The 13,593-nt window shown below is 69.2% G+C and carries 9 protein-coding genes; 7 read left to right on the top strand and 2 right to left on the bottom strand.

Annotation, left to right across the window (positions count from 1 at the left end; translation table 11 throughout):
- The first annotated feature begins 166 nt into the window (after positions 1–166).
- The 5 genes from metH (at position 167) to BSL84_RS36920 (ending at position 9,121) form a co-directional block, all read left to right on the top strand.
- Positions 167–3,676, top strand: coding sequence for a methionine synthase (gene metH, locus BSL84_RS07095; RefSeq protein WP_030025876.1), 3,510 nt, complete (start codon positions 167–169; stop codon positions 3,674–3,676).
- Between the two features lie 111 nt (positions 3,677–3,787).
- Positions 3,788–4,489: an HAD family hydrolase gene (locus tag BSL84_RS07090; RefSeq protein ID WP_030025877.1), complete on the top strand. Its 702-nt coding sequence runs from the start codon at positions 3,788–3,790 to the stop codon at positions 4,487–4,489.
- A 578-nt stretch (positions 4,490–5,067) separates the two neighbouring features.
- On the top strand, positions 5,068–6,672 hold the full coding sequence (locus tag BSL84_RS07085; RefSeq protein WP_075970020.1) for an ABC transporter substrate-binding protein: 1,605 nt from the start codon (positions 5,068–5,070) through the stop codon (positions 6,670–6,672).
- A 71-nt stretch (positions 6,673–6,743) separates the two neighbouring features.
- Positions 6,744–8,327, top strand: a complete 1,584-nt coding sequence (locus tag BSL84_RS07080; protein ID WP_030025879.1) for an ABC transporter substrate-binding protein — start codon at positions 6,744–6,746, stop codon at positions 8,325–8,327.
- A 542-nt stretch (positions 8,328–8,869) separates the two neighbouring features.
- On the top strand, positions 8,870–9,121 hold the full coding sequence (locus BSL84_RS36920) for a hypothetical protein (protein WP_234308515.1): 252 nt from the start codon (positions 8,870–8,872) through the stop codon (positions 9,119–9,121).
- 424 nt (positions 9,122–9,545) lie between these two features.
- On the opposite strand, the gene BSL84_RS07070 is transcribed toward BSL84_RS36920, so the two are convergent.
- Positions 9,546–10,217 (bottom strand): response regulator, encoded by a 672-nt coding sequence (locus BSL84_RS07070; RefSeq protein WP_075970018.1) that lies wholly within the window; start codon positions 10,215–10,217, stop codon positions 9,546–9,548.
- A 91-nt stretch (positions 10,218–10,308) separates the two neighbouring features.
- Positions 10,309–11,199 carry a RecB family exonuclease gene (locus BSL84_RS07065; RefSeq protein WP_075972001.1) on the bottom strand — a complete coding sequence of 297 codons (891 nt, stop codon included), beginning with the start codon at positions 11,197–11,199 and terminating at the stop codon, positions 10,309–10,311.
- A 233-nt stretch (positions 11,200–11,432) separates the two neighbouring features.
- Here BSL84_RS07065 and BSL84_RS07060 point away from each other — a divergent pair, with 233 nt between their 5' ends.
- Together BSL84_RS07060 and BSL84_RS07055 are read left to right on the top strand one after the other, a co-directional pair.
- Complete coding sequence (locus tag BSL84_RS07060; RefSeq protein WP_107069683.1) at positions 11,433–12,566, top strand: site-2 protease family protein; 1,134 nt, start codon at positions 11,433–11,435, stop codon at positions 12,564–12,566.
- Positions 12,567–12,584: 18 nt separating this feature from the next.
- Positions 12,585–13,481 carry a tRNA (adenine-N1)-methyltransferase gene (locus tag BSL84_RS07055; RefSeq protein ID WP_030025886.1) on the top strand — a complete coding sequence of 299 codons (897 nt, stop codon included), beginning with the start codon at positions 12,585–12,587 and terminating at the stop codon, positions 13,479–13,481.
- Positions 13,482–13,593: the final 112 nt, after the last annotated feature.

Raw genomic sequence — 13,593 nt, 5'->3', positions numbered from 1 at the left:
GCCGTACCGTCACCACAACGCCATGGGCAGGCCCCCGCCACAGAATGCAGTCCGCCACGTGGGACACCCACACCGGGGCCGGTGCCTCGCGGTTAGGCTGGCCGCGTGCACCCTTGACACAGCAGGGGTGCAAAGCCGACAGCCGTCGCATCCCAGGGAGCACTCCATGGCCTCGTTGCCGAACCCGCCCGCCGACACCCAGACCCGGGCCGATGCCCTCCGGGAGGCATTCGCGACCCGCGTGGTCGTCGCCGACGGAGCCATGGGAACGATGCTCCAGGCGCAGGACCCCACCATGGAGGACTTCCAGCAGCTGGAAGGCTGCAACGAGGTCCTCAACATCACCCGCCCCGACATCGTGCGCTCCGTCCACGAGGCGTACTTCGCGGTGGGCGTGGACTGCGTCGAGACCAACACCTTCGGCACGAACTACGCGGCCCTCGCCGAGTACGACATCGCCGAACGCAACTTCGAACTCTCCGAGGCCGGCGCCCGCATCGCCCGCGAGACCGCCGACGCGTTCACCGCCTCCACCGGACAGCAGCGCTGGGTCCTCGGCTCCATGGGCCCCGGCACCAAGCTGCCCACCCTCGGCCACATCACCTACGCGCAGATCCGCGACGCCTACCAGACCAACGCCGAGGGCCTGCTCTCCGGCGGCGCCGACGCGCTGCTCGTCGAGACCACCCAGGACCTCCTGCAGACCAAGTCCTCCATCATCGGCGCCCGCCGCGCCATGGCCGCGCTCGGCGTCGACGTCCCGCTGATCTGCTCCGTCACCGTCGAGACCACCGGCACCATGCTGCTGGGCTCCGAGATCGGCGCGGCCCTCACCGCGCTCGAACCCCTCGGCATCGACATGATCGGCCTGAACTGCGCCACCGGCCCCGCCGAGATGAGCGAGCACCTGCGCTACCTCGCCCGCAACGCCCGCATCCCCCTCTCCTGCATGCCCAACGCCGGCCTGCCCGTCCTCACCAAGCAGGGCGCGCACTACCCGCTGACCGCCCCCGAGCTCGCCGACGCCCAGGAGACCTTCGTCCGCGAGTACGGCCTCTCCCTGGTCGGCGGCTGCTGCGGCACCACCCCCGAGCACCTGCGCCAGGTCGTCGAACGCGTCCGCGGCACCGCCATCGCCCCGCGCGACCCCCGGCCCGAGCCCGGCGCCGCCTCGCTCTACCAGACCGTGCCCTTCCGCCAGGACACCTCCTACATGGCGATCGGCGAGCGCACCAACGCCAACGGCTCCAAGAAGTTCCGCGAGGCCATGCTGGAGGGCCGCTGGGACGACTGCGTCGAGATGGCCCGCGACCAGATCCGCGAAGGCGCGCACATGCTCGACCTCTGCGTGGACTACGTCGGCCGCGACGGCGTCGCCGACATGGAGGAACTGGCCGGCCGCTTCGCCACCGCCTCCACCCTGCCCATCGTCCTGGACTCCACCGAGGTCCCCGTCATCAAGGCGGGCCTGGAGAAGCTCGGCGGCCGCGCCGTCATCAACTCGGTCAACTACGAGGACGGCGACGGCCCCGAATCCCGCTTCGCCAAGGTCACCCGACTGGCCCAGGAGCACGGCGCCGCACTCATCGCGCTCACCATCGACGAGGAGGGCCAGGCCCGCACCGTCGAGCACAAGGTCGCCATCGCCGAACGCCTCATCGCCGACCTCACGGCCAACTGGGGCATCCGCGAGTGCGACATCCTCATCGACACGCTGACCTTCACCATCTGCACCGGCCAGGAGGAGTCCCGCAAGGACGGCATCGCCACGATCGAGGCGATCCGCGAACTCAAGCGCCGCCACCCCGACGTCCAGACCACCCTGGGCCTCTCCAACATCTCCTTCGGCCTCAACCCCGCCGCCCGCGTCCTGCTGAACTCCGTCTTCCTCGACGAATGCGTCAAGGCCGGACTCGACTCGGCCATCGTCCACGCCTCCAAGATCCTGCCGATCGCCCGCTTCGACGAGGAGCAGGTCTCCACCGCCCTCGACCTGATCTACGACCGGCGCACCGAGGACTACGACCCGCTGCAGAAGCTGATGGCCCTCTTCGAGGGCGTCAACACCAAGTCCCTCAAGGCCGGCCGCGCCGAGGAACTCCTCGCCCTGCCCCTGGACGAGCGCCTGCAGCGCCGCATCATCGACGGCGAGAAGAACGGCCTGGAAGCCGACCTCGACGAGGCCCTCCAGACCCGCCCCGCCCTCGACATCGTCAACGACACCCTCCTGGAGGGCATGAAGGTCGTCGGCGAACTCTTCGGCTCCGGCCAGATGCAGCTCCCCTTCGTCCTGCAGTCCGCCGAGGTCATGAAGACGGCCGTGGCCTACCTCGAACCCCACATGGAGAAGAGCGACGACGAGGGCAAGGGCACCATCGTCCTCGCCACCGTCCGCGGCGACGTCCACGACATCGGCAAGAACCTCGTCGACATCATCCTCACCAACAACGGCTACAACGTCGTCAACATCGGCATCAAGCAGCCCGTCTCCGCGATCCTCGAAGCCGCCCAGGAACACAAGGCCGACGTCATCGGCATGTCCGGCCTGCTCGTGAAGTCCACCGTGATCATGAAGGAGAACCTGGAGGAGCTGAACCAGCGCAAGCTGGCCGCCGACTACCCGGTGATCCTCGGCGGCGCCGCCCTCACCCGCGCCTACGTCGAACAGGACCTCCACGAGATCTACGAGGGCGAGGTCCGCTACGCCCGCGACGCCTTCGAGGGCCTGCGCCTCATGGACGCCCTCATCGCCGTCAAGCGCGGCGTCCCCGGCGCCGCCCTGCCCGAGCTCAAGCAGCGCCGCGTCGCCAAGCGGGACACCCCCCTCCCGGTGGAGGAGCCGCAGGAGCCCGGCGGCCGCTCCGACGTGGCCGTCGACAACCCGGTGCCCACCCCGCCCTTCTGGGGCACCCGCGTGGTCAAGGGCATCCCGCTCAAGGACTACGCCTCCTGGCTGGACGAGGGAGCCCTCTTCAAGGGCCAGTGGGGCCTGAAGCAGGCCCGCGCAGGCGGCGCCACGTACGAGGAGCTCGTCGAGAGCGAGGGCCGCCCGCGCCTGCGCGGCCTGCTGGAGAAGCTGCACACCGAGAACCTGCTGGAGGCGGCCGTCGTCTACGGCTACTTCCCCTGCGTCTCCAAGGGCGACGACCTGATCATCCTCGACGACGACGGCAACGAGCGGACCCGCTTCACCTTCCCCCGCCAGCGCCGCGGCCGCCGCCTGTGCCTCGCGGACTTCTTCCGCCCCGAGGAGTCCGGCGAGACCGACGTCGTCGGACTCCAGGTGGTCACCGTAGGCTCCAAGATCGGCGAGGCCACGGCCAAGCTCTTCGAATCCGACTCCTACCGCGAGTACCTGGAACTGCACGGCCTCTCCGTCCAGCTCGCCGAGGCCATGGCCGAGTACTGGCACGCCCGGGTCCGCGCCGAGCTCGGATTCGGCGGCGAGGACCCGGCCAGGGTCGAGGACATGTTCGACCTCAAGTACCGCGGCGCCCGCTTCTCCCTCGGCTACGGCGCCTGCCCCGACCTGGAGGACCGCGCGAAGATCGCCGACCTCCTCCAGCCGGAGCGGATCGGCGTCCACCTCTCCGAGGAGTTCCAGCTCCACCCCGAGCAGTCGACCGACGCCATCGTGATCCACCACCCCGAAGCGAAGTATTTCAACGCACGCTGAGCTCCGCCGACGTACACTTGTCGGTCCCATACAGGCCGGTCGCCTGTTCCCCGGGGGATGCCCCGCGGGAAGAGGTGACCGGCCTTCTCGTCCCCTCAGAGAGGCACGCGCATGACGAGCACCGTTCCCGCCCCCGTCACCCGCACGGCCGACGGCTCGGCACTGCAGGCGGTGCTGCTCGACATGGACGGCACCCTCGTGGACACCGAGGGCTTCTGGTGGGAGATCGAGGCCGAGGTCTTCCGCGAGCTCGGCCACCGCCTGGAGGACGCCTGGCGCGACGTGGTCGTCGGCGGCCCCATGACCCGCAGCGCGGGCTTCCTGATCGAGGCCACCGGCGCCGCCATCGGCATCGCAGAGCTGAGCGTCCTGCTCAACGAGCGCTTCGAGGCCCGCATCGCCGACCGCGTCCCCCTCATGCCCGGCGCCGAACGGCTGCTGACCGAGCTGGCCCGGCACAACGTGCCCACCGCCCTGGTCTCCGCCTCCCACCGCCGCGTCATCGACCGGGTGCTGCTCACCCTCGGCCGCGACCGCTTCACGATGACGGTCGCCGGCGACGAGGTCGCCCGGACCAAGCCGCACCCCGACCCCTACCTGCTCGCGGCGCAGACCCTCGGCGCCCACCCCTCGCGGTGCGCGGTCATCGAGGACACCAACACCGGAGTGGCGGCCGCCGAAGCGGCCGGCTGCCGGGTCGTGGCCGTCCCGTCGGTCGGGGTGATCGCACCGGCCCCCGGGCGTACGGTCGTCAGCTCGCTGGAGGACGTCGACCTGGAGTTCCTGCGCTCGCTCATCGTCCCCCTGAACTGAGAGTGACGACGGGCCCGCACGGCGCCGCCGCCTGACCTGAGTGGACACATCGGCATGCACTGACCTACATCGGTATGCATCGCCACGCAACGAGACCCCCTGTGCACGCTCCGTGCCGAACGGAACCCTGCCCGGCGGCGCCCCGACGGAAGGATCTTCCGTCGTAGGCCCTGGAGGCCGAAATTCCATCCTCTCCAGGGTCGTTGCGCAGAGTGAGCTTGGTCACGCGCCACACCCCCGACGGACCTGTCGCAAGCCCCCGACGGCTACCAATGTGTCCACATTGATCAGCCCCTGACCGAATCTGCGCAGCCCTGCCTGTGAACAGGCAGTTCGCTCCGATCACAGTGCGATTACGTCCCAAGTCCGGCCAGTTCCAGCCATCCCGCCACGGACCACTAGTGTCGATCCGGGCACCTCGCCGCACCCAGCCGTCCCGGACACACACCCCTGTGCCGGAACCGCGTGGACCGATCGTCACAACACCGGCCCGATCGTCCCGCCCCGAACGGGCGACCACCGCGAAGTGCCCTCCACACCGCTTTGAACAAGTGCCGGTCACAGGGAGTACTTCCAGCATGAACCGCAAGACCATGGTGCTGACGGCCGCGGCCGGACTGCTCACCCCCGCACTGGCCGCATGCGGCACAGCCAGCGGCGGAGGAGCAGGATCCGCAGCGATCGTCGTCGGCACCACCGACCGGTTCGAGGCCGCAGACTTCGCTCCCGCCCCCTTCGACCCCGCATACGCCTACGACGCCGGCACCTGGAACATCCTGCGCCAGACCGTCCAGACGCTCATGCACACCCCCCGCGGCGGCGGCCAGCCCGTCCCCGAAGCCGCCTCCGCCTGCCGCTTCACCGACACCGGCAACCAGAGCTACCGCTGCACCCTGCGCGCCGGCCTCAAGTTCGCCGACGGAGACCCGCTCACCGCCAAGGACGTCAAGTTCTCCATCGACCGCGTCCTCGCGATCAAGGACGAGAACGGCCCCTCCTCACTCCTCTCCACCCTCGACAAGGTCGAGGCAACGAGCGAGGACACCGTCGTCTTCCACCTGAAGACCCCCGACGCCACCTTCCCCCACAAGCTCTCCACCCCCGCCGCCGGCATCGTCAGCGCGAAGAACTACGACGCCGGCAAACTCCGCGAGGGCTTCGCCGTCGACGGCTCCGGGCCCTACACGATGAAGGCCGAAGTCAAGGACAACCGCCTCGTCCGCGCCGTCTTCACCAAGAACCCCCACTACAAGGGCGACCTCAAGCTCCGCAACGACAAGATCGAGCTGCGCACCTTCCGCGACTCCCCGGCCATGGGCAAGGCACTCACCGACGGCAAGATCCACATGGTCTCCCGCACCCTGTCGCCCGCCCAGATCAACGAACTCAGCGCCAACCCGCCCCAGGGCGTCAAGCTGGTCCCCATGCCCGGCCTGGAGATCCGCTACATCGGCTTCAACACCGACGCACCCGTCGTCAAGGAAAAGGCCGTCCGCCAAGCCCTCGCCGCCGCCGTCGACCGCAGCGCACTCATCTCCAAGGTCTACGGCAAGTCCGCCCAGCCGCTCTACTCACTGGTCCCCACCAGCGTCACCGGCCACGTCAACTCCTTCTACAACAAGTACGGCGACGCCAACACGCCCAAGGCCGCCGCACTGCTGAAGGACGCCGGGATCAAGACCCCGGTCAAGCTGACCCTCCACTACACCAGCGACCACTACGGCGACGGCACCGCGGCCGAGTTCGAAACCCTCAAGGCCCAGCTCAACGCCACCCAGCTCTTCGACATCACCGTCCAGGGCAGCGAATGGTCCGACTTCCGCCCCGCCCAGAAGAAGGGCGACCACGCCGCCTACGGACTCGGCTGGTTCCCCGACTACCCGGACGCCGACAACTTCCTCGCCCCGTTCCTGGAGCAGGACAACTTCCTGGGCACGCCGTACGCCAACAACACGGTGCGCACCAGGCTCCTCCCCGAGTCCCGGCGCGCGGTCGACCGCAACGTCGCCGCGCCCGCGGTCACGGAGATGCAGGACATCGTCGCCGAGGACGTACCCGTCCTGCCCCTGTGGCAGGGCAAGCAGTACGTCGCCGCACGCGACGGAATCACCGGAGTGGAGTGGTCGGTCAACGCCATCTCCGACCTCCAGTTGTGGGAGCTCGGCCGCGGCGTAAGCGGCTGAGCAAGGCAAGGACCGGCAGCGGATGTCGCGGGCCGGAGCAACGAAACAGTTCGACTGTGAAGGACGTATCCGTGAATCGACGTAACCAGTGGCTGGCGGCCCCGCTCGGCGCAGCCACCGCCGCCGCGCTGCTCAGCGGTTGCGGTTCGACCGATGGCTCCAACGCCGGCAGCGGCAAGGGCGTGGTCATGGGCATATCCGACAAGGTGAAGTCCACCGACCCGGCATCCGGCTACGACCCCGGCTCCTGGCTGCTCTTCAACAACGTCTTCCAGTCGCTGCTGAGCTTCCCCAAGGGCGGCACCACCCCCGAGCCCGACGCCGCCCAGAGCTGCGCCTTCGAGGGCGGCGACAGCAAGCTCTTCAAGTGCACGCTGAAGAAGGACCTGAAGTTCAGCAACGGGCACGAGCTCACCTCCAAGGACGTCAAGTACTCCTTCGAGCGCACGCTGAAGATCAACGACGAGAACGGCCCCGCCGTCATGCTCGCCTCGATCGCCGGCATCGACGCCCCGGACGACCACACCGTCGTCTTCCGCCTGAAGACCTCCGACGCCACCTTCCCGAGCAAGATCGCCTCCGGCGCGGGCTCCATCGTCGACCACCGCGAATACCCGGCCGACAAGCTCCGCACCGACAACAAGGCCGTCGGCTCCGGCGTCTACAAGCTCGACTCCTTCAGCGAGAAGAGCGCCACCTTCTCCGTCAACGAGTCCTACACCGGCAAGGCCAAGGCGAAGAACACCGGCGTCACCCTCAAGTTCTTCAACGGCGACCAGGCCGGCCTCAAGACCGTCCTCGAAAACGGAGACGTCGACTTCGCCTTCCGCGGCCTCGCCGCCAAGGACATCGCCGCCCTCGCCTCCAGCAAAACCGGCGACGACAAGGTCGACGTCGTCCAGGGCACCGGCGCCGAAGTCGAACACATGGTCTTCAACATGAACGACCCCGTCGTCGGCAAGCTCCCCGTCCGCAAGGCCATCGCCTACCTCGTCGACCGCGAAGCCCTCGTCAAGGACGTGTACGCAGGCACCGCCACCGCCCTGTACTCCATCGTCCCCACCGGCATCGCCGGCCACACCACGCCGTTCTTCGACCGCTACGGCGGCACCCCGCAGCCCGAGAAGGCCAAGGCCGTCCTCAAGGCCGCCAACATCAACGGCAAGGTCAAGGTCACCCTCTACTCGACCCCCTCCCGCTACGGCCCCTCCACCGACCACCAGTTCGAGGTCATCGCCAAGCAGCTCAACGACAGCGGCCTCTTCGAAGCCGACGTCAAGTCCGTCGAGTACGAGCAGTACGAAAAGGACATCCAGGCCGGCAAGTACGGCATCTACGTCAAGGGCTGGGTCCCCGACTACCCGGACGCCGACAACTTCACCCAGCCGTTCTTCGGCCCCGGCAACGTCCTGAACAACAACTACGACAACAAGGAGATCACCGGGACGATCATCCCGTCGACCTCCGCGAAGTCCGACCGCACCGCGGCCAACACCGACTACGACCGCCTCCAGGACATCGTCGCCGACGAACTCCCGCTCCTCCCGCTCTGGCAGGGCAAGCAGTACGCCGTCACCCGCCAGAACGTCAACGGCCTCCAGTGGTCCCTCGACGCCTCCACGGTCTTCCGCTTCTGGGAGATCAGCAAGGGCTGACCCCCTTGGAGGCTCGGTTCGCCTCCAGGCCCGCTCTTGTGGCTGCAGGAGGGCGTGCGTCCTCGGAATCCGCTCGTTCCCCGCGGACTCCTCCGGGCGCTCGCCCTCCTTCGCCGACGCGGCCCCTTCGACTCACTCGCACCTCTGATTCGATGGCAACCAGAGGTCCTGGATCTCTGATGGCCCCGGGGCGGCGTGTCCGCTCGGGCAGGAAGTGCGTGGCCCGGTCGGTCCCATGGTGACCCCTACGACACCTCCGACCGTGCGAGGCTGTGCAAAGACCGGATACAACGGCTGCTATGACGGTCTTCTACTGCGCGAAATGCGGCGCCGAGCTCACCCCGAACCTGCAGGAGCTCACGGACGTCCCCGACGTCTCCGTGCACGACAGGGATCGTCACAGCGTGACTCGGCTCGCGCCGTCGACCGTCCCGCGTGGCAGCTGTGTCATCGATCCCGAGCCTTGGGGCGCACCTTTCGTGGCCCCTGACGCCCAGGCCGTAGACCCGCATCGGAGCCGTGCCCTTCTCATGCCGCCTGACATGACCGGCATGGTGCCCGCAGGGCCCAGGAACTCCGTGATCGTGCACCCGGAGGACGTGCCCAGCCTGCAGCTGGCCGGGTCCCTCGGCATCCATCACGGGTGCTGCGGACCGCTTGGCACCGGAGGCCGCAACATGGCGTGCGTGTGCGGGGCGCTCGTGGCCACTCTCGCCGCTGACTGCATGGGCCCCCACGAACTGCACCTCGACCCGCTCCGGGTGTACGCCTTCACGGCCGACACACCAAAATGATCACGGATCATCCGGACAACTGCCGGGCGAGACCCCGGGGCCGCCTTGACGGCTTAGCCGCATGAGGTGTCTCTTCACGGGGGCGGTTCGCCTCCGGGCCCGCTTTTGTCGGCTGCAGGAGGGCGTGCGTCCTCGGAATCCGCTCGTTCCTCGCGGATTCCTCCGGGCGCTCGCCCTCCTTCGCCGACGCGGCCCCTTCGGCTCACCCGCACCTCTTTTCCCGGGGCGGTTCGCCTCCGGGCCCGCTCTTGTCGGCTGCAGGAGGGCGTGCGTCCTCGGAATCCGCTCGTTCCTCGCGGATTCCTCCGGGCGCTCGCCCTCCATCGCCGACGCGGCCCCTTCGGCTCACTCGCCCGTGCAACGGTCGCGTCGGGCCGGAGCCCCGGAGGAACCCGCGCCGGAGGCGCCCACGGCTCGGCGGGGGCTACTGGGCTCCGGGGCGGACCAGGCCGCTCTCGTACGCGTACACCGCCGCCTGGACCCGGTCACGCAGGCCCAGCTTCGTCAGGACGTGCCCCACATGCGTCTTGACCGTCGTCTCGCTCACGAACAGATCCGCCGCGATCTCCGCGTTCGACAAACCCCGCGCCACCAGCTTCAGCACCTCCACCTCACGCTCGGTCAGCGTCCCCAGCGTGTCCGGGACACGCTCGTCACCCGACGGCAGATGCCCCGCGTACTTGTCCAGCAGCCGCCGCGTGATGCTCGGCGCGAGCATCGCCTCGCCCGCCGCCACCACCCGGATCGCCTGCACCAGCTCAACGGCCGGCGCGTCCTTCAACAGGAACCCGCTCGCCCCCGCCCGCAGCGCCTCCACCACGTACTCGTCCAGGTCGAACGTGGTCAGCACCAGCACCTTCGCCGGACCGTCCCGGCCCGGCCCGGTGATCTGCCGCGTCGCCTCCACCCCGTCCATCCGCGGCATCCGGATGTCCATCAGCACCACATCCGGCTGCAGCGCCCGCACCTGGTCCAGCGCCTGCAAGCCGTCCCCGGCCTCGCCGACCACCGCCAAGTCCTCCTCCGCCTCCAGGATCATCCGGAAGCCGGTGCGCAACAGGGGCTGGTCGTCGACCAGGAGAACGCGGACGGCCACGGGCGATACCTCGAATTCGTCGGACGGCTTCGGCGGACACGCCCATTCTGCCCTGACCCGACGATCAAGGAATCCGCCCCGGCCGCAGCCCTCAGCTACCCGCCGAAGCGCCGCCGGGCCGCGGCACCACCGGCAACGGATACACCGGGGGAGTACCCCCGAACTCCGGACACGACGCCTGGTGGTCACACCAACCACACAGCTTCGTCGGCCGCGGCCGCCACTCACCCGTCGCCGTCGCCTCCCGGATCGCCTCCCACAGCGCGAGCAGCTTGCGCTCCACCCGCTCCAGGTCCGCCACCACCGGGTCGTACGTCAGCACGTCCCCACTGCCCAGATACACCAGCTGCAGCCGCCGCGGCACCACCCGCTTCAGCCGCCACACCACCAGCGCGTAGAACTTCATCTGGAACAGCGCGCCCTCCGCATACTCCGGCCGCGGCGCCTTCCCCGTCTTGTAGTCGACGATCCGCACCTCACCCGACGGCGCCACATCCACCCGGTCGATGATCCCGCGCAGCCGCAGCCCCGACTCCAGCTCCGCCTCCACGAAGAACTCCCGCTCCACCGGCTCCAGCCGCGTCGGATCCTCCAACGTGAACCAGCGCTCGACCAGCGCCTCCGCCTCCGTCAGCCACCGAGCCAGCCCCGCCCCCTCGTCACCCCCCGGAAACAGCTCCGCCAGCTCCGGACGCGACCCCAGCAACCGCTCCCACTGCCCCGCGACCAGCCCCTTCGCCCGCGGCGCCGTCCGCTCCTGCGCAGGATGATCGAAAAGCCGCTCCAGCACCGCATGCACCAGCGTCCCCCGCGTCGCCGCCGCACTCGGCTTCTCCGGCAGCTTGTCGATCACCCGGAACCGGTACAGCAAAGGACACTGCATGAAATCGCTCGCCCGGGAAGGAGAGAGAGAAGAAGGCGCCACAGCACCAGGGCTCGCGGCATCGGCCGCACCGGGCGCGGCACCAGGGCTCGTCGTCATGGACAAAACCCTACGACCCGCGACCGACAGCACGCGCATACCATCGACGCCAAGCCCCCTCGCACTGCATGATCGGAGCATCACCAAGCGCTACACACCCACCGCACACACCACCCAGAACACCACGAGAACCACCCCCCACCCCCCGCACCGAACGAAGGACAGACGTGGCAGACACCGACCAGACCGACGAGCGCGACAAACGGCGCTCCGGACCGGGCGGCGGACTCCTGATGGGCCGCCCCTTCGGCGTGCCCGTCTACGTCTCACCCAGCTGGTTCCTCGTCGCCGCCCTCATCACCTGGGTCTTCGGAGACCAGCTCGACCGCGTCCTGCCCGACCTCGGACCAGTCCGCTACCTCGTCTCCCTCTTCTTCGCCGTCGCCTTCTACGCCTCCGTCCTCGTCCACGAACTCGCCCACACCGTCGCCGCCCTCCGCTTCAAACTCCCCGTCCGCCGCATCCAGCTCCAGTTCTTCGGCGGAGTCTCCGAGATCGAGAAGGAATCCGAGACCCCCGGCCGCGAATTCGTCCTCGCCTTCGTCGGCCCCCTCCTCTCCCTCCTCCTCGCCGCAGCCTTCTACCTCGGCATGAAAGCCGTCGACCCCGCCACCGTCCCCGGCGTCCTCCTCGCCGGCCTCATGATCTCCAACCTCCTCGTCGCCGCCTTCAACCTGCTCCCCGGCCTCCCCCTCGACGGCGGCCGCATGCTCCGCGCCCTCATCTGGGGCATCACCGGCAAACCCATGGCCGGCACCATCGCCGCCGCCTGGGTCGGCCGCGCCCTCGCCGTCGCCGTCCTCCTCGGCCTCCCCCTCCTCACCCACACCGGACTCCTCGGCAACCGCACCGAAGAGATCGGCGGCATGGACACCGTCATGGACGCCCTCCTCGCCGCCATCCTCGCCGCCATCATCTGGACCGGCGCCGGCAACAGCCTCCGCATGGCCCGACTGCGCGAACACCTCCCCGAACTGCGCGCCCGCACCCTCACCCGCCGCGCCATCCCCGTCGAGAACGCCACACCCCTCTCCGAAGCCCTCCGCCGCGCCAACGAAGCCGGAGCCCGCGCCCTCGTCGTCGTGGACGGCCACGCCGACCCCACCGCCATCGTCCGCGAGAGCGCCATCGCCTCCGTCCCCGAACACCGCCGCCCCTGGGTCGCCGTCAGCACCCTCGCCCAGGACCTCACCGACGGCATGAAGGTTTCCGCGGAACTCACCGGCGAAGAACTCCTCGACCACCTCCGCGCCAACCCCGCCACCGAATACCTCGTCCTCGAACCCGACGGCGCCATCTACGGAGTCCTGTCCACCCTCGACGTCGAGAAGGCCTTCGTGAAGGCCATGGCACGGCCCCAGTCCTGAAGCCAATACACTGGTCACATGTCCGAACCGACCGGTGCCGCCCGCCGACGCGGGCCCTTCAAGGTCGGGGACCAGGTTCAGCTCACCGACCCCAAGGGCCGCCACTACACGTTCACGCTCGAAGCCGGGAAGAATTTCCACACCCACAAGGGTTCCTTCCCCCACGACGAGCTGATCGGTGCTCCCGAAGGCAGTGTTGTCCGTACCACGGGGAACGTCGCGTACCTCGCGCTGCGCCCCCTGCTCCCCGACTACGTCCTGTCCATGCCCCGCGGCGCCGCCGTGGTCTACCCCAAGGACGCAGGCCAGATCCTGGCCTTCGCCGACATCTTCCCCGGCGCCCGCGTCGTGGAAGCGGGCGTGGGCTCCGGCTCCCTGAGCAGCTTCCTGCTGCGCGCCATCGGCGACCAGGGCATGCTCCACAGCTACGAGCGCCGCCAGGACTTCGCCGAGATCGCCACCGCCAACGTCGAACGCTACTTCGGCGGACCCCACCCCGCCTGGCAGCTCACCGTCGGCGACCTCCAGGACAACCTGTCCGACACCGACGTCGACCGCGTCATCCTCGACATGCTCGCCCCCTGGGAATGCCTGGACGCCGTCTCCAAGGCCCTCGTCCCCGGCGGCATCCTGTGCTGCTACGTGGCCACCACCACCCAGCTGTCCAAGACCGTCGAGTCCATCCGCGAGATCGGCTGCTTCGCCGAACCCCAGCCGTGGGAGTCGATGATCCGCAACTGGCACGTCGAAGGCCTGGCCGTCCGCCCCGACCACCGGATGATCGGACACACCGGCTTCCTCGTCACCGCCCGCCGCCTCGCGGACGGCGTCGAACCCCCCATGCGCCGCCGCCGCCCCGCCAAGGGCGCCTACGGCGAGGACTACGACGGCCCCGGCAGCGACCGCTCCGCGTAGCAGCCCCGGCACCCTCCGCCGACCAACACTCAGGCGCTGCGGTGCAGTTCCCCCCACCCCGGGGGAACTGCACCGCAGCGCCTTTTCGTTGTCCGCGCACCCGCCCCGGACC

Source organism: Streptomyces sp. TN58 (assembly GCF_001941845.1).
Taxonomy (GTDB): Bacteria; Actinomycetota; Actinomycetes; order Streptomycetales; family Streptomycetaceae; genus Streptomyces.
The sequence above is the reverse complement of the archived record's forward strand: the minus strand, read 5'-3'. Positions and strand labels throughout refer to the sequence as shown.

What these genes read in the sequence shown, in the direction of transcription:
- BSL84_RS36920 (WP_234308515.1), top strand. Translation starts at nt 8,870, where the DNA reads ATGACCGGCATGGTGCCCGCAGGGCCCAGGAACTCCGTGATCGTGCAC.
- BSL84_RS07065 (WP_075972001.1), bottom strand. Translation starts at nt 11,199, where the DNA reads ATGACGACGAGCCCTGGTGCCGCGCCCGGTGCGGCCGATGCCGCGAGC.
- BSL84_RS07085 (WP_075970020.1), top strand. Translation starts at nt 5,068, where the DNA reads ATGAACCGCAAGACCATGGTGCTGACGGCCGCGGCCGGACTGCTCACC.
- BSL84_RS07090 (WP_030025877.1), top strand. Translation starts at nt 3,788, where the DNA reads ATGACGAGCACCGTTCCCGCCCCCGTCACCCGCACGGCCGACGGCTCG.
- BSL84_RS07055 (WP_030025886.1), top strand. Translation starts at nt 12,585, where the DNA reads ATGTCCGAACCGACCGGTGCCGCCCGCCGACGCGGGCCCTTCAAGGTC.
- BSL84_RS07060 (WP_107069683.1), top strand. Translation starts at nt 11,433, where the DNA reads ATGGGCCGCCCCTTCGGCGTGCCCGTCTACGTCTCACCCAGCTGGTTC.
- metH (WP_030025876.1), top strand. Translation starts at nt 167, where the DNA reads ATGGCCTCGTTGCCGAACCCGCCCGCCGACACCCAGACCCGGGCCGAT.